This window comes from Streptomyces sp. NPDC002788, from assembly GCF_053592115.1.
On record NZ_JBSFVB010000007.1, the window covers coordinates 319,174 to 340,279 of the forward strand.

A 21,106-nucleotide genomic window follows, 5' to 3' on the forward strand; every position below is an offset into this window, starting at 1 on the left:
CGGCGGGGAACAGGTACAGGTACAGATGCAGGTGCGAGGCGGCGAGGGCGACCCGGCCGGGCCCGGTGTGGACGAACTCAGGACGAGTTTCCGAGGGCAATCGGACCCTGGGTTCGCGAGACAGCGGTCGCAGCAGGCGCGGAGCGCCCGCGGTGGCCTCATGGCCGCGGGCGGGCTGGTGGCGCTGGTCTGCCTCGTCGCGCTCGTGGGGCGTCTCGGCAGCGGTACACAGGCGGGCGTGGGGACCGTGATGTACGGCCTGGCTCTGGTCCTCGCCGGTACGAGCGTGGAGTTGGCCCGCCGCACGCGCACCCGCTGGGCCATGATGGCGATCATCTTCGCGGCGGCGGGTGCGTCACTGGCGGACGCGCTGCCGTGACCGGCTCTCGCAGAGTGTGCCGAAGGGTTCTCGGTCAGCGTGCCGAAGGCAGGGTCAGACCTTGGTGAAGCAGTACGTGTGGCGGGACCGGTGGCCTGCTGTTGCGGTACCGGATGCCGTAGTCGCACTCCGACCCGCATTCCCGGTACTTGCCGGGAATCCACTCGGCCAGCTTGTACTCGGCCTCGGCGGAGTCACAGGCGACGACCGTCGGCACCGGCTCGCCGTCGGGGTCCGCGACCTTGACGCAGTCGCCGATCTCCGGTTCGTGCTTCTTGTCCTCCTCGGCCGCAGCGGACGCCGAAGCCTCAGCCTTCGCCTTGCCCCCAATGGGGCTGGTGTCGTGGTCCCACACCCAGTAGCCCACGGCACCGAACACCGCCGGGACGACTACGGCGGACTTCACGGTTCGCAACGCCCCGCCCGACTGCGGCCGCTGCGGTCCACGCGGCTGCTGCGGGTGTCCGTAAGGAGCGTGAGGAGCCTGTGGCTGCTGCGGATACCCGTACGGCCCCTGCGGCTGCTGCTGTGGATGTCCGTACGGGTGCTGTGGCTGCCCGTACGGCGATTGGTTCTGGTGCTGCGGTGGAGGCGTCGACATGCCCTGGGAGACCCCGTGGTTGAGTGAACGAACCGAGTCCGACACAGAGTTGACCGACGCAGGCTACCTTCCGACACCCACCGGGTGATCAACGGGTCACACGAAGTAGCTCACCAGGAACGACACCCCGGCACCGACGAGCCCCACCCCGATCATCCCGATCACGACAGCTCGCGTCGCTCCTCGCCCCGCCGCCTCCCACGCTCCGTCGAACGAGATACGGCTCCTGCCGAACGGAGCGAACCCGGTGGCGAGGCAGAACACACCGAGGCCCGTGAGAACCCACCCCCCGAAGAAGGCGGCGAACCAGCGCCAGGCCCGGCCCGTGCCGGCCTGGAGGTAGTCGCCCTCCGCCGCACCGTTCCCCGTCGGCGGCGACGTCTGCTGCACCGCCAACTCCGTGCCCGACGCGTACCATCGCCGGACCCGCACCGCGGCGCCCGCGTCCGTGCGCCGGCCGTCCTCGGAGACGAAGGTGCCCTCGCAACGCACGGGGCGACGGTTCTTACGGCTGCTGCGCGAGGCGTTGTTCGGGTAGTTCACCTCGCACCGCTTCACGGTCAGTGTGCCGTGCGTGCCCGCCCACCCCGCCGCGTACGCCCCCTCGTACGCACCCCAGCCGCTCAGCACGAGGCCCCCGAGCAGGAAGACCAGGCCGCCCGCGCGCCCGAGGCGGCCGAAGGCACTGCCGACGAGACCTGCGAGGAAACGGTCGAATCCGCTTCCCGTGCCTTGCGCCTGAGCCACGACGATGCCGTCCTTCTGCTGCGGGTCCTTCTCGGTGGTGCCTGTCCGGGCGGGGGCCAGCATGGCATTTGTAAGCGACGGGGGATACTGCGGGTCCGGAAGGACAAGGAGCAGCGAGGAGAGGCGACATGACCAGGCGACCGGGGAACTCACCGAACCCGCACGGCGCTTCGCCGGAGCGCGGCGTACTGGACGAGGCACTGGAACCGGAGCAGATACGTTCTCTGAACTCCGCCCTGCGCAAGCTGTCCGAGACCGAGGGTGTCAGCAAGGACCTTCAGGAGGCGGCCAAGAGGATGCTCTCCGGCCGCCTCCCCCTCCGCGACGCCCTGGACGACCCCGCGGTCGCCCGTGCCCTGGGCGGAGGCCTGGCGTCCCTGCGCGGCGAGTGGGAGTCGCTGTCGGAGGAGGAGCGCGACCAGATCAGGCACGGAGAGGCACCGGCGAGCGGAGACGCCTCCTCCGGGCAGTCCGGGCCCAGCAGCTCCAAGGACGAGTCCTCGCAGTCCGGGAAAAAGGACCAGGGGCGCCACAGCGGCGGATTCTCGCTGTACTGATGACGGACAACCGATCACGCGCTCGACGTGGGAGTCACGACTGGTGCTGCTTGCGGTACAGCGCGATAGCCGTCTCACTCGGGTAGTTGGGGACGGTGACGGTCTCGCCGGTTTCCTTCGAGACGACGATCTTGCTGCCGCCGGGCGGAGCGGGCTGGGGCCGTCCCGCGGCGTCCGTGACGGGCGGGAACACCGCGTACACCAGGTAGCCGATGTCGAACTCCTCGACGCGCAGCTCGGCAGGGGTGCCGTCCGACAGCTTGGGCTCCGCGTACCGGCTGCGCACGATGGCGAGGGCCTGCTCGGGACTGGTCGGCGGTGCGGGGTCAAGCGGGTTGCCCGAGGTCACGAGGTGCTCTCCTTGTTGTCGGGTATGAGGATCTCTCGATCGGGATCTTCCAGGTCTGGTCAGAACAGCCCGTGCCACATCTGCTCGACGATGAGCGACCACCAGGTGTCCGCGTTGCCCAGCGCGGACGCGTCGATGGCCACCAACTGCTCCTGCAGCGCCGCCACTTCTCCGCCCGCGGCGACCGGGTCCAGGCCCTGCATCCGCTGCCGTACCGCCGCGATCAGGGCCAGGGAACGGGCGAACGCGGCGGCCGAGACATTCACGTACCGAGCCTCGGCCGTGACCGGGTCCACCGCCCAGACCGCGCCCAGGCCGTCCGGCTGCCCGGAACCCGGCTGGCACTGCACCGCTACGACCGCCACCCCGTCGAAGCCGATCCGCACCAGATACGACAGGGCGCCGATCTTCTCCTCGCCGGCCGGGCTCCGCCGCTCGCGCAGATTCGTGGCGACGTCGGTGAACAGGCCGCCGACCGGAGGGGCGTCGGGCCGGTCGGCGGTGAAGAAGAGGGGGAGGTCGGCGGGGAGCCCCGCCCACGTGAGCGTCGCCTTGGTGGCCTCCGGCAGCGGGCTGTCGGCGATGTCGTCGGCGTTGTAGCGGCGTACGCCGTCCTGGCCGAAGACCTCGACGAGATGGCGGCCGAGGGCCACGTCCAGCATCGGCTCCGCGGGCGTCACCTGCGCGGGAACCGGAACCCGGTGCGGGCGGGGCGGCGGCTGCTGCCCGGCCATCCGGTGCATCGTCTCGACTTGCTCGACCAGCGCCGCGATGCCCTCCGCGCGTGCCTCGGGGCGGGTCCCATAGGTCTGTGAGCACGAGAGCTGGGCGGTGCGAAAGGCGTTGAGGAGTTCGGCCGTGTAACCGCCGGGGAGCAGACTGGGACGCAGATCGGTGTGGATGGCCACGATGTTGTCGACGGGGACGTTCATCCGCTGCAGCTCGGCCCACGCCTGGTACTCGGCGGGGGGCAGGCCAGGAGCGGAGGTACGGAAGAGGGTGGTCTCCTCGCCGTTCGCCGGGTCGATGTACGTGAAGACGGCGGTGTTGCCGGGACCGGTGACCGGACGGGCACCTTCCGGCGTTCCCGCGCCGTGCGCCGCGCCGCCGTGCTGCTGCCGGTACATCTGCACGACCTCGTCGACCGGTACCGACGGCCAGACCGTCAGCTCGCCGGTACGGCGGTCCACGACCCCGCACGCGTTGCCGATCTCGGCGGGAGGCCGACGTTCCCCGGTGAACGGGTCGCGCTCGGGCTCCGCGGCAGCCGCCCACACGACCCAGCCCAGGTCGAACTCCCGCATCCGGACCTCGCGCCGCGGCTCCGCCGAGCCTTCCGGGTTGAGCCAACGGTCGGCGATGGCGAGGGCCTGCTCCTGGCTGGTCACGGGAAGGCTCCTTCGGAGTGATCGGTCGAGGGAGGGCGGAGGTCGAGAGGGTGGAAAAGAACGTGCGGCCTGTCTACGAGGCTATCGCCGGGGCCACCCGGCGGATGCGGAGGGCCTTCGCCCCGCGTTCGGTCGCGACGACCAGGATGCCGTCGGGGGAGAGGTCGGCGGAGGTGAACGGGATGTCGGAGACCAGTGCGGCCACGACCTCATCGCTCGCGCGGACCCAGATACGAAGGTAGTCGGCGCCGCGGCTCAGCCCCAGAGGGGCGGCATCGCGCTCCTCCTCGGACGGGCGCAGGATCTGCCCGAGGTCCGGGTCCGCAAGGTCGTCATCCGGAGCTACCAGGCCATGAACGAGCACGGCGGATTCGCCCCCCTCGCTCGTCGGGCGCGCGCCCGGAGTGCCCGGGGGCACCACGAGCACCGCCACGGGCGCCCCAGGCCCCTCGGCGCTGGGAAGGCTGCCGACCGTCACTTCGCTGATGCCGGCGACGGGCAGGCTCCACAAGGTCTGCCAGGGCAGCTCGAAGCCGAGTTGGTGCAGGGCGTTGGCATACTCGGGCAGTCCGTCCTCGACGAACGCCGTCTCCAGCAGAGCGGCACGCCACGGCGCGGAGACCTCGTTACGGGTCAGCAGGGGTGCAGTCCGCAGATAGGTACGGGCCGGTGCGCCCAGCTCCTCCACGGGGACGGCCTCGATGGCGGCGCGCAGTGGCACTGGGTCGGCGTGGACGAACAGCCCCGGGTCCGTCAGGAGTTGAGGCAGGAGGCCCGCCGCCAGCGTGTGGCCGGCGATGTGGTCGCGTACGTACGGGTCGGCCTTGCTCCAGTCCTGCTCCGGCACGGCCTCCAGCAGAGCCATGGCGATCTGCGTCTGAGCGGCGCGGACGTTCGGCAGGCCGGCCCGGATCGCGTCGCCTATGGCGGGGTGCAGGAGGCGCAGCAGCGTCTGACCGCTGTTCTCGTCTTCTCCGTCTCGACCCGCGTCCGCCGTCCGTTCCACGGGCTGCAGGAAGGGGGCGACGAGCGGCATACCGTCCGCGATGGCCTGGCTCATGTCCTGCCCGGCGACCGCGCTCACCAGCCGTGCCCACAGACGGGCGGGCATGCCGTCGGTCTCGGCGAGGGCGAGGGGGGCCAGCATCAGCCGTAGCGTCCGCGGGTCGGCGCCGAGCCGTCCGGCGTGCAGATCGAGTGCTTCGCCGACAGAGGTCGGCAACCGGCCCTCGTCGGTCGGGTCGACGCCCTCCGGGGCGATGAGGATGCTCTGGACGGCCAGTTGTACGACGAGCGGGCTGGTGCCCGCACGGCGCCCGATGGCCGCTGCGAGGGCGTGCCGGACCTCCGGATCCACGGTGAAGGGCAAGTCCGCTCCCGCGAACGAAGGTGTCAGCGCCGCTTGCGCGTGCCTCACCAGGCCTTCGGGATCGGCCCACTGGGGCTCGTCGAGATCGATGATCTGCACGGCGCCTGCCGGAAGGCCCTCGGCCAGCTCCGTGACGAGATGCCGCGGCAGCTCCGCCACCAGGCGGACCGATTCGAGGGCGGCGAGCGGTTTGAGTACGTGGCGTATTAGGTGGGACGGCTCGTCCGTGTGCCGGACCGGACCCGCCTGGTCCACATCCAGAACCACCAGTGACACGGGCTCGCCGATGGCGGCGAGCTCCGCGTAGACGTCCTCGCTGCGGGCCACGGCCAGGTCGTGGTGATCGGCGAGGGCCCAGAGGAACTGCTGGGCTGTCAGTCCGCGCGCATTCGTCGCGGCGGGTGCGGGCAGCTCGGGAGGCACGCAGGACGGGTCGAGCCGATCGAGATCCAGTTGCTTGCGGGATTCGGCATCGCAGAGCATCAGAAACCCGGTGAGCAAACGCGAACGCCCACTGCCGGAGTCTCCGGTCAGCGCGACTACACGGGGCGCCCCCGGCCACGCCATGCGCCAGGCCGCGAGCGCACGCAGGGCGTTGGTGCGGCCGCCTATGTGGGGGTGTGGCGCGTAGCCGTCGGTTGAATCGGTCATCGATTTCTGTCCTCCGCAGGCGCGGACGTGGGCCTCAGATGGGCAGGGCGCCCTTGAAGCGGGAGTTCGGTACGTCGGGGTGGGTGGTGGCGAGCCAACCATGGCCGTGGGTACCGGAGGCGGGCATGCGGCCCGGTTCGACGGAGATGAGGTCGGCTGCCGTGCGAGCGTACGGAACGCCCTCGGCGTATTCCTCGGCCTCGTCCTCGTCGGCGTCTTCCCGGTACTCCACCTCGAACGGCAGGGGTTCTCCCTGGAACTGCGGGTGGTCGTAACTGCCGAAGCTCCGCACCCCGTGGCCCTCGCGGGCGACGTACCAGTTCTCAGCGGAGTTGTAGGGGTCGACGACGTAGAAGTGGGCCTCACCGCATCGCTCGCTGAGTTTGTCGGCCAGCGTGAAGCCGTCGAGCTGGTCGATGAACGAATCTCCCCACAGCAGGCGCCAGTTCTGGATCGGCAATTCCTCGAGCCAGGTCTCGAACGCCGGTGTGATGAACACCCGGTACGTGGTCCGTGTCTTGCCCTGTGAGTCCTGGAACTCGAGGGAGTCGGTGGCCTGGGTGGCGGCGGCCACGCCCATGACGGTGGTGGCGGGCCGAAGGTCGTGCAGGCCGAGAGCGGCTACGGCGTCGTCGAGCCGGTCGGCTGGGAAGGCCAGCCAGCGGCCGGCCTCCGACGGGAGCCTCACCGGGCGTTCGTCCATGAGCTTGATCCGCACGAGGCGTTCCACGGCACGCCGGTCACCCTCATCCAGGTTCTCGGCGCCCTCCAGGTCTACCAGGGCTTTCAGGGCATTGCTGCGCAGAGGCCCAGGGCCCTGTCGTCGGATCTCCCGCAGGCGTGGCAATGCCTCTTCGCCCAGCCTCTGCAGGACGGTCTCGGCACTCCGTTTCAGCCGTGACGCCCCGCCCTCTGCGACATGGGGCAGCAGATGGTCGACCACCTGTGCGCCGAGGGCGACCAGACGGTCCTCGGCGGCCTGCCACACGCTCCGACCATCGTCACAGAGGTCCCGAACAAGAGCGTTGATGCTGTCTGACACGGTGCACAGCCTAGTTCTGGTGTACCGAGATGAGTAAGGGCGTCGATGAACGGCAACTGCGGGTGCTCGGTCAGCCCTGAATGTCGGCGCGGAGCTTTTTCCAAGTTCTTTGCTGGGCGGTGATGTGCCGATGAATTCGGCTTTGATAACGTCTTCCTTATATGAGTCGAGGTCCTTTGGATGTCGATCGGTTCAGGCCATGGGTGGTGCGGGCTTCAGATGGGCAGGGCGCCCTTGAAGCGGGAGTTGGGCGCGTCGGGGTGGGTGGTGGCGAGCCAGCCGTGGCCGTGGGTGTACTTGGCGAGTTGGGGGCCGGGGTGGACCGATAGGTTGTCGGCTACCTTGAACGCGTCGGGAACGCCTTCGGCATAGGCCTCGGCCTCGTCCTCGTCCTCGTCCGCGTTCTCCATGTACCAGGTCTCGAAGGGCAATGGTTCCCCTTCGAACTGCGGGTAGGCGTGGGTGCCGTAGCTGCGCACCGTGTGGCCGTCGCGGGCGACGCACCAGTTCTCGGCGGAGTTGTATGGGTCAAGGACGTAGAAGTGACCTTCACCGCATCGCTTGCTGAGCTCATTGGCCAATGTGAAGCCGTCGAGTTCATCCAAGAAGGAATTACCCCACAGCATGCGCCAGTTCTTGATCTGTCCCTCGGCGCGCCAGTTCTCGAATTCTGGGGTGATAAAGACCCGGTAGGCCCTCTGGGACTCACCCCGGGAATCCTGGAAGTCCAGCGAGTCGGTGGCTCGGGTGGCTGCGGCCACGCCCATGATGGTGGTGGCGGGCCGAAGGTCGTGCAGGCCGAGAGCGGCTACGGCATCGTCGAGCCGGTCAGCGGGGAAGGCCAGCCAGCGGCCGGCTTCAGCGGGGGTCTCCACGGGGAGCTCGTCCATGATCTTGATCCGCACGAGGCGTTCCACGCCACTTTGGTCAACCTCGTCGAGCGCGTCAGCGCCACCCAGGTTGACCAGGATCTCGAGGGCATTGGTGCGCAGCCGGCCGGGCCCCTCACGCCGGATCTCACGGAGGCGTGGGAGCGCCTCGTCACCCATGCGTTCAATGATGGACTGGACGTCACGCCTGGGACTCGTCGGGCCTCGGTCGAGGGTGTAGGGCAGGAGACGGTCGATACCCGTAGGCCCTAGTGCGACCAGGGCGTCCCTGGCCGCAGTACGAACGGCGCGGTCCCTGGCCGAGAGGTCTCGTACGAGGGCGTCAATGGTTTCTGGCATGGGGGACAGCCTAGTTCTGGTCCATTGGAGCGGTCGGGGTGTACCCCGGAGCGGGATCTGACTTGTGTGCCGTCACTTCTTCAGCCCGGGGAGGATCGCGTCCCAGGTGTTCCTGAGGGCATCGATGTGTCGATCGAACTCAGCGGTGATGGCTTGCTCTTTCGTGGTCCTGGCCTCCTTGCGCTCGACATCAAACTCCTTAGTGATGGACTTTATGAGTGCCCCGCCTGACTTGCCTTCGAGTCTGTTCAAGGCCCTCGCGAGTCGCTTCTCATCGTCTTTGTAGTGCTCGCTCCAGTACTCTGTCATGTGTTCCTTGATTTTGTCGTCCGGCATGCCTGCGAGTTTCCCGAGAAATTCGTCCCTGCCCTTCAGCATCTGCTTGCGTATTGCAACCCCTACAGGGTCGTCCCGGTAGGTCGTGCTGTAATGAATTGGTACGCCTTTGAAGCGGTCGTCCAGGAGAACTTTTGAGCACTTCATGTGTCCCTCACCCAGCCCGCACGGTTCGCGCTCGGTATAGAGCCCGAGCGGTGTGTACTTAGTACCCTCCGGGTCCACACGTTTGAGCCATTCGAGCAGGTGCCGCTCCGAGTGACGTGGTTGAACGCCTGGCAATTTTTGATTGGCAGGAACCGATGAGTCCACGACATATGTGGTTTCGTGGTCCGGTGGCGGGCCCTGAACTTCGAGGACCGCGAAGTTCTTGCCGCTGAAATCTGGTCCGTTGCGCCTGACTTTTCCTGCCTCGTCGGAGGGTAGCTTGTTGAGAGCTGCCTTCTTGAAGAGCTGGTTGACCGCCATGCGGTGCAGTCGTACACCGAGTGACTCCTTGGAAATCTTGGCGCCCCGGTCGGGGGTCTTCGGAGCTGGGTCGCCCTCGTTCTCGCCTCGATAAGGGCGGCTGACTCGCTCTGGGTTGGCGCCCACGCTGTGTTCCTTGTGGAAGGACATGCTGAGCCGGGCGAGCGAAGCTACGACCGCCTGCTGTTCTCCCCTCGAGAGCCGGTCGAACCCTTCCAGCTGCTGGCTGAGATGGGACCTGGAGAAGCTTCGTGGGCCGTCCCCGTTGGGGTGTGGACCGTCTCCGGACGTCGCCCGCAGCACGTTCGTGAGTTCGCCCGACTCCGCCCACCGGTTGAGGCTGTGGTGAACCCGGTCCAGTTCCACCCGGTGGACGCCTCGATGCTGACGCAGTTCGTTCTGAAGCGTGTCGGGCTGGATGCCGTATTCCTTGGAACCCTTGGATTCCGGCCCCTCGTGCGTGCGTGAGGTGTCGCTGTCCGGGCCGTCCTCGGTGACACGGCGGCTCTCGTCGGACGTGTTGCTCTCACCACGGTCGTGAGGTTCGGTGTAAGGCTTGTCGCCCTCGTCATTCGGGGTGGTATCGGAGGCCCCCGGGGACTCCGGCCTTACCGGGTGATCCGTCCTTGTGGTCGGCTGCTCGGCCTCCCCGTCGGGAGTGCGGCCATCGTCGTCGGGGCGCGTGGCCTCATTCGGGGACGGGCCGTTGCCCTCGCCCTCGGGCCGACCGGTCTGGCTCTGAGACCCGTCCCTCCTAGGGTCCGGTGTCGTGTTCCGGTCGGTTGTGGACGGCGGGGTGGGATCCGTGGTGTCCGATGCCTCCGGGGCCGGCGAGGTCGCCGGCTCGGTCGAGTCGCTTCCCGCGGCGGGGGCGTCGTCCTGCGGAGTGGCGCCCGGCGTGTCGCTAGGCGGGGCCTGAGTGCTCTCAGGTTGTTGTTTGTTCTCAGAGCTCTCCGGAGAGGACTGCTCGTCGTTCTGGTTCTGCGACTCGCCGTTGTGACCCTCGGAGTCCTTGTCGTCTGCCTGGCTGGTGTCGATGGGGTTGCGGTCGGCGTCCAGCGGAATGTGCCAGACGTGTGCGGCCTTGTCGAGGTGGAGGGGCTTGTCGCTGACCTCGCCGCTCTGGGTGTCGATCCAGACGATCTTGCCGTTGTGGTTGACGACGTTGAAGGCGTGACCGCCTCCGCCGGGCCAGTCGACCTGGACGATGGCCGCTGAGCCGGGGCCGGCCTGCTGGAGGGTGGAGGCGATGGTGTTGGCGGTGTCGGGGTCGCCGCCGGGCCCGGCGTAGGTGTGGGCGGCGCCGGTCCAGCGGATCTGGTTGTCGTTCGCGTTGTCCTCGGGGGTGAACGGGTTGTGCTTGCCGTTCTCGTCGAGGTCGACGGTTCGGGGAGCCGAGACCTGGGGGTTTCCGTACCAGGTCTCCAGGAACGAGCGGGAGCAGTCGGCGCAGTTGTTGCTGCGGCCGGGGACCGTGTTGCCGCCGTCGTTCTGGAGCTGGGCCCAGGGGCTGAAGGGGTCGGGGAAGCGCTGCGGGGTGCCGTCCTCGTTGTGCGGGACAGCGTCGACCAGTGCCTGCTGATCGGCGGGGTCGGGCTGGGACAGGCCTCCCGGGGCGTGGTCCAGGTCGGCGCGGATGTCGTCCAGGCTGTCCTGCTGGGGGTGGTTCTGGTTGCTGGAGCCGTTGGGCGTGGCCTGGGGCGAACCTGGGTGCTGAGGCGTGCCAGGGTCCGCGTGGGACGGTGACTGCGCGGAAGCCGGGGTCGTGACGACCGTGTGGATGGGGACCGCCGTCACCTGCTCCTGGTGCTGCCGGTCCCGGTCGGGCGGCCCGTTCTCCGGCTTGTGGGGCTGCGCGGCCGGCTGCTGCGGTGTGGGGTCGTTCGGGCTCGGGTTCGGCGGGGTGTTGGGCGTGTTGCCGGCGGGCTGGTGAGGCCGCGGCGGGGTGGAGCCGGTGCCGGCGCTCGGCTGACTCGGGTTGCTTGGTGTCGGCGGCGTGCCCGGCGAGTGAGAGCGGCCGAGCTGAGCTGACGGGCTCTGAGCGCTGCTGCTCGAGGTCGAGGCTCGGTCAGTGCCGTTGTTGGAGGAGGTGGAAGGCGTGTCCGTCGGGGTGCTGGTGGACGCGGACGGAGTCCTGGAGGGCGACGACTGGGCCGCGTGCTGGTTCGGAGTGGTCTGACTCGGGTTCTGGCCGGGCGTACGGGCGCCGGTCGGGTCCGCGGAGTTACGTGGCGGAGTGCGGTCGCCGGGCGTGGTGCTGGCACTGTCCCGGTTCGGGGTGCGGTCGCCTGGCGTCGTGGTGGCGCCGTCTCGCGGAGAGTTCCGTTCGCCCGGCGACCTGCCCGGAGTGTCCCGAGGTGGCGTGCGGTCTCCCGGCGTGGTGCCCGGAGTGTTCTGGCTCGGTATTCGACTGTCCGCCGTAGCGGAGGTCCGGCCGTCGGATCCGGGTGTTCGTGGATCCGGCGTCTGCGACGGCGTCGAGGACGGCGCTGTCCGTGGCGTGGTCGAGGGTGTGGTGGGGATCGGTGTCGAGGCAGGCCCCGTTCCCGTGGCGGACGCCGTGGTGCCCGGCGTCGTGGCGGAAGGATTCCGCGCCGGACCGGCGTTGGAGGCGCTCGGGCTCGTAACGGTAGAAGCGGCGGAAGCGGCAGCGGACGGCGTGCCGGGCGCGGGGACGGAAGGATTCCTCGCCTGGCCGGAATTGGGATTCGGGCTCGTCGCCGACGAGGTGCCGCCGGAGGCGCTCGGGCCGTGGTGCGTGCTCGGAGTCGCGCCCCCTGTCGAGGGCGCCGTTGGCGACGTCGGCATCGCCGAGCCGCCGTCCGAACGGCCGCCGGTGCCGGCGGGTGACGAGTCGGCCGTCGTCGGCGTGGGCGCCGCGTTGGACTGCGTGGGTGTAGTCGCCGCCAGCCCGTCGATCTGGGTGCCGATCGAACCGCCCCCGGGCGAGGACGACGCACCGCCGGACGACGCGGACGTGGGCGCGGACTGCGCGGTCGGGGACGACAGGCCCGACACGGGGGAGCCGCCGCCGGAGTGCGAGGGCCCGGACGTACTCGGGGTGCCGGCAGAACCGTTGGAGTCCGCACCACCAGGTGAGGTTCCGCCGGGGGAGGGGTCGTCGAAGTCCGACAGGGACGGCCCAGCAGAGGGCGCCGGCCTCGAGTACGGGGTGTCCGAGGAGGACGGGATCCTGTCATCGGATCCGGGACCGGAGTCGACGTTGGGGGCGGAACCCACGTTCGGGGCACCGATGTCGTTGCCGCCGGTGTCGGCGGATATGCCGCTGCCTATGTTGACGCCGGGGCCGTTGCCGTTGCTCGTACGCGTCGACGTGGATGAGTCCGACCCGGACGAACCCGAGTCAGTGGACGACGAGTTGGGGGACGAGGAGGAGTCGGACGACGAGGAGTTGGAGCTCCCCGCCCCGGAGTCGCCGCTGCCGGCACCCTCCCCGCCCGACAACCCCGACGGCCCGTCATACCCGTCGATACGGCTGTCGATCGCGTCCCGAGTCCGGCTGCCGGCCTTGTGCCCCAGGCTGTCACGGACGCCTTCGGCGAACGTCTGCGGGCTCTGCCTGAGCGCGTCGAGGCCTGCCTCGCCACCGGCTTTCATGGTGGCGCCCACGTCGTAGCCCTCCTGGGCGCCGAAGCCGACGTTCACCGTCTGCCGGACGAGGTCGCTGATCATCGCCTCGACCGCGGAGATCGCGGGCTCCTTCATCGTCTCGATGAGCGCCTCGATCATGGCTTGTTTGAGCTCGTCGAGAATGCGCCGGACGATCACGCGGGCGGCCTGGGTGGCGCCCATTCCCGCTGCCGAGGACAGACCGAAGGTGAAGGGTGCGGCGGCAGCGGCGGCGGCGATCTGGATGGCCAGGGCGATCAGCTGGGCGATCACCGCCCACTTGGCGAACTCGACCAGGTAGGCGCAGGACTCCAGGACGTTCGCGATGAGGAAGGCGGCCTCGGCGGCGCTGCGGAGGTAACCGTCCTGGCCGCCTCCGCCGTCGAACTTCTCGTACGTCTTGGTGAACTTGTCGATCGACTCGCCGGCGTTGTGTGCCGTCACCGTGCGGGCGCTGTCGTTGGCCTTGGTGTGGAGCTCGGTGACCTTCTCGCCGAACTCCCGCCACATGACGGCGCAGTCTCTGAGCTTGTCCTCGTTGGCCGTCGGCCACTTGTAGCCCAGCATCTGGAGAACCCATTCGAGTTCGTCCGGCAGCATCATCGCCACAGCAGCAAAGCCCCCCCGGTCAGCCGAACACGGCCGTACCACTCCCTCACCTGTCGCGGGAGACCACACACAGGTACAGCCGTGCCCACAGCTTACGGAGTCACCGGCAGGCAACTTCAGAGGGTTGCTGTCACAAATTCGTTGCAGGGCCGGACTGTTGGACCGAGCGTGGCTGACCCGTCACAGACGTCGTGTCACCGCGTACGGTTCCTGGTCCGCTCCCTGTGTCCTCTCACGCCGGGTCGGCCGGTATGGCACTCCGTCTGCTCGGACTCACCGACCAGATGTACGGGACGCCGATATCTCGACCGTCTGCCGCGAGAGCAGCCGCCGCCCGCTGCTGCGAACGGCGGCCGGAAAGTCCCCTCGTACGACGAGGAGCAGACCTACTCGGCCGCCACACCCCCGTTGTGCGGCGCCGGCTGCAGGTCGAACTCCCCGTCCCGCGCGCCCAGTACGAACGCCCGCCACTCCGCCTCGGTGTACCGCAGCACGGTGTCGGGATCCAGAGAGGACCGCATGGCCACCGCGCCCTCGGGCAGGTACGCGATCTCGACGCGCTCCTCTTCCTGCTCGGTGCCCGGCGCGCAGTGCCACTCGACGCCCGAGATGTCGAGGGCGTACAGCTCGTCCCGCTCCCGCGCCTTGCGCGCCTTGATGTCCTCGGCCTGAGTTCCGACCTCGTTGTTCTGTGCCTCGGTCATACTGCTGGGCCTCTTCCTGACGTGCGACCGACGTGTGTGTCTCACCCTACTTGTCGTGAGAGGCCCCCACATGTCCCTCGCGGATCACAGGCTCTGGTGCGGTCGCAACCTGGCGTGCGGGGCACTGGAGGGTACGTGCACCTGGCCGTCGTACTCGGCCATCGTCTCCTTCCAGATGCCGTCCTGCTCGGCCTCGTTCAGCTCGTGTGCCACACCCATCTTGGTGAACGCGACGCCTATCCCGGCCAAGCGTTCCGCCAGGCTGCCCATCGACTCGTACATGCCGTCGCGCAGGCCCTCGTAGACGACTCCGAACTTCTCGCCGATGTCGTCGTCGCCCCACGGCGGGGTGTCACCCTTCTCGAGGGCGGTCAGGTGGGTCTGGAGCTGGGTCACGGCCTTGGCGAAGTCCACCCCGACGTTGAACATGTGAAAGCCCTCGGTCTTGAGAACCTGAGGATCGGAGTCCATGTAGTCCGACGACACAACTGCCCCCCGTGGCTTGCCTTTTCCGTCGCAACCAACTTTAACGGCGTCACCCGGACGAGACCCAGTCCGCACGCGCATACGAGACCGGGTCTGTTTGCACGCACGAGACCGGGTCTGTTTGCACACACGAGACCGGGTCTGTTTGCACGCACACACGAGACCGAGCCCCCGGAACAGGCAAGAGGGGCGGCGCCCACCCGGGCACCGCCCCTCCGCGTCAACCGACCCCTCAGTACCGGTTCGGCAGCCACCCCGTCTGTACCAGCTGCCCACCACGTCGGCGCGTATGGAAATACCCACGCCCCGGCGGCAGTTGCGTCGCCGTGATGTTGCCGAGCAGCGCGCCCTCCGACCGGTCGCCGGAGAGCACGACGCCCTGGGCACCGAGCTCGCGCATCCGCTGCATGACCGGCTCGTACAGCGACCGGCTCGCACCGCCCGAGGCACGCGCGATGATGATGCGCAGGCCGATGTCCCGGGCGAACGGCAGATACTCCAGGAGCGGGGCCAGCGGGTTCACGCCCGTCGCCACCAGGTCGTAGTCGTCGACGATGACGAACGCGTCCGGGCTGCTGTACCAGCTGCGGTTGCGCAGCTGCTCCGGTGTGACGTCCGGGCCCGGCATACGGCGGTTCATCGAGCCGGCCAGGCCCTCCAGCGTCTCCGTCAGGGCGGGCGCCGACGCGCAGTACCGCGACAGGTGCGAGTCGGGCACGCCCTCCAGGTGGGCGCGACGGTAGTCACCCATGACGATCTTCGCCTGGTCCGGCGTGTACCGCTCGGTGATCTGCTTGACCAGGAGCCTGAGCAGAGCGGACTTGCCGGACTCGCTCTCACCGAACACGATGAACAGCGGGTCGGTCTCGAAGTCGACGAACACCGGCGACAGCGAGGACTCGTCGATGCCGATGGCGACGCCGCGGTCCGGGTGCTCGAAGCCCTTGGGCAGCCGGTCCGACGGCAGCATCGTGGGCAGCAGGCGCACGACCGGGGCGTGGTTGCCCTGCCAGTTGTCGTTGATGCCGCGGATGAGGATCGAGCTCGCCTCGGAAAGGTCTTCCGTCTCCGAGGAGCCGTCGACCCGGGGCAGCGCCGCCATGAAGTGCAGCTTCTCCTGGGTCAGACCACGGCCCGGCACGGTGGCCGGGACGTTCTGCGCGACCTTGCGGTCGATCTCGGACTCCGTCGGGTCACCGAGCCGGAGCTCGATGCGGTTCTGGAGCATGTCCTTGAGCGCGGGCCGAACTTCGGTGTAGCGGCTCGCGGTCAGGATCACGTGCACGCCGAAGCCGAGGCCACGCGTGGCGATCTCGGTGACGGTGGACTCGAGCATCTCGTAGTCCGTCTTGAAGGTGGCCCAGCCGTCGATGACGAGGAAGACGTCACCCCACGGCTGGTCCGGAAGCCGGCCCGCGTTGCGGCGCTGACGGTATGTCTGGATCGAGTCGACGTTGTGGGTACGAAAGTACTCCTCACGCGTGTTGAGGATGCCCTCGACCTCGCTGACCGTGCGGCGCACCTTCTCGGCGTCCAGACGGTTCGCGACCCCGCCGACATGGGCCAGCTCCTCCATCGCGATGAGACCGCCACCGCCGAAGTCCAGGCAGTAGAACTGCACTTCGGACGGTGTGTGAGTGAGCGCGAACGACGAGATGAGCGAGCGCAGCAGCGTCGACTTGCCGGACTGCGGGCCACCGACGAACAGGCCGTGACCCGCACCGCCGGAGAAGTCCCGGTACAGCACGTCACGCCGCTGCTCGAACGGCTTGTCCACCAGGCCGACCGGCACATTGAGCCGGCCGAGCGCCGTGTAGTCGGGCGCCGTGAGACCGCGGTCCGGGGTGACGGCGAGCTGTGGGAGCAGCTGCTCCAGCGAGGGCGCCTCGTCCAGCGGGGGCAGCCACACCTGGTGAGCGGGCGGACCCTGGTTCACCATCCGGCTGACGAGGACGTCGAGGACGGTGTCGGCGAGCGCGTCGTCCACCCGGTTGTCGGGCTCCGGCTCCTCCACCACCGGCTGCGGAGGCAGCGCCACGTGCTCCGCCGAGAACAACGCGGGCCGCAGCTGCGTCGAGCGGCTCACCCGCGACGGGCCCTCGCCGTGGTACGGCCCCGACACGTACGCGGCCTTGAAGCGAACCATGGTGTCGGTGTCGTAGCGCAGATAACCGGAACCGGGGATCGACGGCAGGTGGTAGGCGTCCGGGACGCCGATCGCCGTACGGGACTCGGCGGCCGAGAACGTCCGCAGACCGATGCGGTACGACAGATAGGTGTCCAGGCCGCGCAGCTTGCCCTCTTCCAGACGCTGCGAGGCCAGCAGCAGGTGAATGCCCAGGGACCGGCCGATACGGCCGATCTGAATGAACATGTCGATGAAGTCCGGCTTGGCCGTCAGGAGTTCGGAGAACTCGTCGAGCACGATGACCAGCGAGGCCATCGGCTCCAGCGCGGCGCCCGCAGCCCGGGCCTTCTCGTAGTCGTGCAGGTTGGCGTAGTTGCCCGCCGAGCGCAGCAGCTCCTGACGGCGCTGCGTCTCACCCATGATGGAGTCGCGCATACGGTCGACGAGGGTGAGGTCGTCCGCGAGGTTGGTGATGACTGCCGCGGTGTGCGGCATGTCCGCCATGCCGGCGAAGGTCGCGCCACCCTTGAAGTCCGCGAGGATGAAGTTCAGCGTCTCCGAGGAGTGCGTCACCGCGAGACCGAGCACCAGTGTGCGCAGTACCTCGGACTTGCCGGAACCGGTGGCGCCGACGCACAGGCCGTGCGGGCCCATACCTTCCTGCGAGGCCTCCTTGAGGTCCAGCATGACCGGCTCGCCGCTCTCGCCGACACCGATCGGCACCCGCAGCCGCTCGTGCAGCGTCCGCGGACGCCAGGTGCGCGAGACGTCGACGGTGCCCGCGTCGCCGATGCCCATCAGATCCGTGAAGTCCAGGTTGGACAGGAGGGGTTCGCCCTCCTCCGCGGAGCCGACCCGGAAGGGGGCGAGCTGCCGCGCCAGAGACTCGGCCTGCGCCGCGTTCAGCACGTCCGGCTTGCCGGAGTACGCGGACTCATGGCCGACGAACAGCCGCATCCGGTCCCGCTTCGCGTAGATCGTCAGACCGGCACGCAGCTCCTCCTCCAGTTCGCCGGGGGCGATCTCGAGGAAGGTGACGCCCTGGAGCCCTTCGGAACTGGCGAGTTCGGAGTCCGGCGGCACCGTGCCGCCGTCCAGCACCACGATCAGGTGAGGCCGGTCGTAGACGGGATTGGCCTCACGGTTCCAGCGGGGCCTGTCGTCCAGCTGGTCAGCCAGCGCCTCCTCCAGCTCGCCGAGGTCGTCGAACAGGAGCCGGGTCGAACCCGCTCCGTCCTTGGCCTTCGGGTGCTGGCTGTGCGGCAGCCACTTGATCCAGTCCCAGTCCGCTGTCGCCGAGGGGTGCGCCACCACGGCGATCATCAGGTCCTCGGGCGAGTGCAGCGTCGCCAGTTGGGACAGGCAGGCACGGGCATTGCCGTCAACCGTGTCGGTGTCTCCGCACACCGTCACGTGGTAGAAAGCGCGCAACGAGACGGAGACGGGCAGGTCGGACAGACTGCCGTGCGCGTCGAGGAACGCCTTCATGGCCGCCGCGGTCAGCGGCTCCAGCTCGTCCTTCGGGGCCGTCTCCGGCGCGACGAGTGGAGTGTTCAGCTGCTGGACGCCTCGGCCGATCCGCACGGACGCGAAGTCCGCGTCGGTCGGACGCCGTTCCCACAGCCGCTTGCTGTCGGCCGCCACCGCCCACAGCTGCTCCGGGTCGGGGTGCTGGAAGAGCTGGCTCTGCCGCTGCAGCTCAGCGGTCTTGTGTACGTCCTTGCGGACCTGCTCGAGATAGCGGAAGTAGTCACGCCGGTCCTGGGCCATCCCGGCCCCGCCGCCCTGCCGGGACTTGGCGAACTGGGCGATGGCCATGGCGAGGGTCGAGGCCAGCATCAGCCCGCCGACGACCCTCATGTAGGAGGGCAGGTTGGGCATGAAGAAAAAGCCGACGGAACCCAGCATGCCCATCATGGGCAGCAGGTTCATCAGCATGCTCTCGTCGCCCTCACGCGGGATCTCGGGCGGCGTCTCGAGTTTGACCTCGCCGTCCGGGACCACCGGGGGCACTATCCGCGGTGGCCGTTTGATGATGACGACGCTCACCGATGCACTCATCCTTCGCGATTGATACGTCCTGGCACCGACGCCCCCGTGTACCGCGACGTGTTCCCGTCCGCGTAGGCGTCGTCCGCGTAGGCGTCGATCCTACTGATGCGCCCAGTGCCCGGGAGAGCCAGGAGGATGGAGATGCGGAGGGGGTACGGAGAGGATTGAGGGAGGCAGCCCCTGCGCCTTGCGCGGCAACGGATAAGGTGGCGCTTCGCGTCGTACGAGCGGCGCGAAGCAGCCTTGTCTAGCAGGGGGAAACACCAGGTGAGCACGGGGACTTCGACAGGTTTCTGCCGAATCACCATCGCAGCGCCGGACAGCCGTGTCGATGTCGCGCTGCCGGAGGACCTGCCGATCCAGGACCTCTTTCCTGAGATCATCAGACTCTCGGGCCTGGTCCAGTCGGACACCAGCCCCGCCGGCTACCACCTCGTGAGCCGTGAGGGCCAAGTGCTCGACGCGAGCCGTTCGTTGCTCGAGCACCGGGTCAGGGACGGTGACGTGCTGCTGCTGCGAACCTTCGCCGACTCCCTGCCGCCCGCCGTTCACGACGACGTGGTGGACGCGATCGCCGCCGCGGTCAAGCAGGACATCCGCAGCTGGAACGACAACCTGATGCGGGTGGCCGGTCTCGTCTCGGGTGCGCTGCTGCTGGTCATGCTCGGTTTCGTCTTCTGGTTCGCGGATCCGGTCCGGCACGACATGAACGGCCTCCAGGGAATCCTCGCCGGAGTGACCGCACTCGCCCTGACGGCACTCGCCGGTGTACGGGCCCGGGTGTACGAGGATCGCGGCTCCGCCGTCGCGCTCGGCGTCTCGGCGCTGCCGCACGCGCTCATCGCCGGCTCGGGCGTCATCCCCCAGGACGCGGGTGAAGGGCCCGGGAAGCTCCAGTTCCTCGTCGGCTGCGTCGCCGTCCTGCTGTTCTCCGTCGTCCTGATCATGCTGCTGCCGCAGGGCGACGCTCCCTTCGTGGCCGCCGCGCTGGCCTCCGCGATCGGCACCCTGGCCGTGTTCTGCGGGGTGCTCACCGAGGCCGCGCCGCGCGAGATCGCCGCCGGTACCGCGGTCGTCGCCCTGGCGGTCGTCGGCTTCCTGCCCGGCTGGTCGGCCCGCTTCGCCAAGCTCCCGATCGGCTTCCGCAACCCCGAGGACCTGGCCCGCGCCCGCCGCGAGGGCCACGAGGGCGACATGGAGGCCGTCGACGTCCAGCGCATCGTCGCCCAGACCAGCCGGGGCCACGAGCTGCTGCTCGGCCTGGTGGGCGGCTGCGCCGTCGTCATCATCGGCGCGGGCGGCGCGGTGCTCGGCTTCAGCGACAACGGCTGGGCCCAGCTGCTGGCCCTGTGCACCGGCCTCGCCGCGATGCTGCGGGCCCGCCTGTTCCGCTACACCGCCCAGGTCACGTGCCTGTTCGTCGCCGGTGTCGTCACACTGGGCCTGCTGGTCCTCGGCCTCGCGATCTCGCCGCCCGCCGACATCGTCCTGGAGCTGCTCCAGGGCAATTCCGGGCCGGTCGACGTACGCAGCCTGTGGCTCGGCGCCTCGGTCGGGGCCGGCGTGCTGCTGCTGATCGCGATCGCCCTGATCGTGCCCCAGAAGGGGCTCTCCCCCTTCTGGGGCCGCATGCTGGACCTCGCGGACTCGATGGTGCTGCTGTCGCTGGTGCCGATCTGCCTGGCGGTCCTCGACGTCTACGCGAAGGTCCGCGGCGGCGTCTGACCTCCCGGCCGCCGGACGCAGGTACCCGGCGGACATCCCGACATGTGCGGGCTGGTAGCCTGTGTGACGGCCGTTTGTGTACGCACCCCCGGAGCCCACCGCTCTGGAGGCCGCGCCCAGCGGATCCCCGCCTTCCGAGTCACGGAAGCTCCCCCGAGAAGCAGACCGGGGGCACTCGGTGGCCATTTACAGACCATGAGGAGTACGCGTGTCGCTCGACGCCGCTACGAAGAAGCAGATCATGTCCGAGTTCGGTACCAAGGAGGGTGACACCGGCTCCCCCGAGGTCCAGGTCGCTCTGCTGTCGCGTCGGATCTCCGACCTGACCGAGCACCTCAAGACCCACAAGCACGACCACCACTCCCGCCGTGGCCTGCTGATCCTCGTGGGTCAGCGTCGCCGCCTTCTCCAGTACCTGGCGAAGAAGGACATCCAGCGCTTCCGTGCGCTGGTCGACCGCCTCGGCATCCGCCGCGGTGCGGCGGGCGCCAAGTAAGACGCCGTGAGGGGAGCGGTTCCCGGCAGGAAAGGGGACCGCTCCCTTTGCTGTACGTGCGGGGTGTCACCACTGCTTTGTAGTGTGGTAGCACAACGCAAGACGCGACACAGCGTGATACGTCCTACCTGAGATGGGTACGGCGTATCACGTACGACGA

The 21,106-nt window shown here is 68.8% G+C and carries 16 protein-coding genes; 5 read left to right on the forward strand and 11 right to left on the reverse strand.

The window, feature by feature from the left end; translation table 11 throughout:
* Nucleotides 1-160 precede the first annotated feature (160 nt).
* Entirely contained in the window at nucleotides 161-379 is a 219-nt protein-coding gene (locus ACWD1U_RS16120; RefSeq protein ID WP_451107929.1) for a hypothetical protein, read from the forward strand.
* Nucleotides 380-413: 34 nt separating this feature from the next.
* Here the strand turns inward: ACWD1U_RS16120 and ACWD1U_RS16125 are convergent, their stop codons facing one another.
* Nucleotides 414-785, reverse strand: a complete 372-nt coding sequence (locus ACWD1U_RS16125) for an LppU/SCO3897 family protein (protein WP_451107931.1) — start codon at nucleotides 783-785, stop codon at nucleotides 414-416.
* Between the two features lie 69 nt (nucleotides 786-854).
* Between ACWD1U_RS16125 and ACWD1U_RS16130 the strand changes: the two genes are divergently transcribed.
* Nucleotides 855-1,007 (forward strand): hypothetical protein, encoded by a 153-nt coding sequence (locus ACWD1U_RS16130; RefSeq protein WP_451107933.1) that lies wholly within the window; start codon nucleotides 855-857, stop codon nucleotides 1,005-1,007.
* A gap of 69 nt (nucleotides 1,008-1,076) precedes the next feature.
* Here ACWD1U_RS16130 and ACWD1U_RS16135 read toward each other — a convergent pair whose 3' ends face one another.
* Complete coding sequence (locus tag ACWD1U_RS16135; RefSeq protein ID WP_451107935.1) at nucleotides 1,077-1,790, reverse strand: hypothetical protein; 714 nt, start codon at nucleotides 1,788-1,790, stop codon at nucleotides 1,077-1,079.
* A 65-nt stretch (nucleotides 1,791-1,855) separates the two neighbouring features.
* On the opposite strand from ACWD1U_RS16135, the gene ACWD1U_RS16140 reads away from it, so the two are divergent.
* Nucleotides 1,856-2,284, forward strand: a complete 429-nt coding sequence (locus ACWD1U_RS16140; protein WP_451107937.1) for a hypothetical protein — start codon at nucleotides 1,856-1,858, stop codon at nucleotides 2,282-2,284.
* 34 nt (nucleotides 2,285-2,318) lie between these two features.
* Here the strand turns inward: ACWD1U_RS16140 and ACWD1U_RS16145 are convergent, their stop codons facing one another.
* The 9 genes from ACWD1U_RS16145 to eccCa form a co-directional block, all read right to left on the reverse strand.
* Nucleotides 2,319-2,633, reverse strand: a complete 315-nt coding sequence (locus ACWD1U_RS16145; protein ID WP_451107938.1) for a hypothetical protein — start codon at nucleotides 2,631-2,633, stop codon at nucleotides 2,319-2,321.
* Between the two features lie 59 nt (nucleotides 2,634-2,692).
* Nucleotides 2,693-4,021 (reverse strand): SUKH-4 family immunity protein, encoded by a 1,329-nt coding sequence (locus ACWD1U_RS16150; protein WP_451107940.1) that lies wholly within the window; start codon nucleotides 4,019-4,021, stop codon nucleotides 2,693-2,695.
* 73 nt (nucleotides 4,022-4,094) lie between these two features.
* On the reverse strand, nucleotides 4,095-6,041 hold the full coding sequence (locus tag ACWD1U_RS16155) for an ATP-binding protein (RefSeq protein ID WP_451107941.1): 1,947 nt from the start codon (nucleotides 6,039-6,041) through the stop codon (nucleotides 4,095-4,097).
* Between the two features lie 34 nt (nucleotides 6,042-6,075).
* Nucleotides 6,076-7,083: a phosphoglycerate mutase family protein gene (locus tag ACWD1U_RS16160; protein ID WP_451107943.1), complete on the reverse strand. Its 1,008-nt coding sequence runs from the start codon at nucleotides 7,081-7,083 to the stop codon at nucleotides 6,076-6,078.
* 215 nt (nucleotides 7,084-7,298) lie between these two features.
* Nucleotides 7,299-8,132: a hypothetical protein gene (locus ACWD1U_RS16165; protein ID WP_451107945.1), complete on the reverse strand. Its 834-nt coding sequence runs from the start codon at nucleotides 8,130-8,132 to the stop codon at nucleotides 7,299-7,301.
* A 252-nt stretch (nucleotides 8,133-8,384) separates the two neighbouring features.
* Nucleotides 8,385-13,349 (reverse strand): toxin glutamine deamidase domain-containing protein, encoded by a 4,965-nt coding sequence (locus ACWD1U_RS16170; protein WP_451107946.1) that lies wholly within the window; start codon nucleotides 13,347-13,349, stop codon nucleotides 8,385-8,387.
* A 392-nt stretch (nucleotides 13,350-13,741) separates the two neighbouring features.
* Nucleotides 13,742-14,059 (reverse strand): DUF397 domain-containing protein, encoded by a 318-nt coding sequence (locus ACWD1U_RS16175; protein WP_451107948.1) that lies wholly within the window; start codon nucleotides 14,057-14,059, stop codon nucleotides 13,742-13,744.
* Between the two features lie 84 nt (nucleotides 14,060-14,143).
* Nucleotides 14,144-14,530 carry a hypothetical protein gene (locus ACWD1U_RS16180; protein ID WP_451107949.1) on the reverse strand — a complete coding sequence of 129 codons (387 nt, stop codon included), beginning with the start codon at nucleotides 14,528-14,530 and terminating at the stop codon, nucleotides 14,144-14,146.
* 247 nt (nucleotides 14,531-14,777) lie between these two features.
* Nucleotides 14,778-18,722: a type VII secretion protein EccCa gene (gene eccCa / locus ACWD1U_RS16185; RefSeq protein WP_451107951.1), complete on the reverse strand. Its 3,945-nt coding sequence runs from the start codon at nucleotides 18,720-18,722 to the stop codon at nucleotides 14,778-14,780.
* A 270-nt stretch (nucleotides 18,723-18,992) separates the two neighbouring features.
* Between eccCa and eccD the strand changes: the two genes are divergently transcribed.
* Together eccD and rpsO are read left to right on the forward strand one after the other, a co-directional pair.
* Nucleotides 18,993-20,450, forward strand: coding sequence for a type VII secretion integral membrane protein EccD (gene eccD / locus ACWD1U_RS16190; protein ID WP_451107953.1), 1,458 nt, complete (start codon nucleotides 18,993-18,995; stop codon nucleotides 20,448-20,450).
* A gap of 208 nt (nucleotides 20,451-20,658) precedes the next feature.
* Entirely contained in the window at nucleotides 20,659-20,946 is a 288-nt protein-coding gene (rpsO, locus tag ACWD1U_RS16195; RefSeq protein ID WP_010042739.1) for a 30S ribosomal protein S15, read from the forward strand.
* Nucleotides 20,947-21,106: the final 160 nt, after the last annotated feature.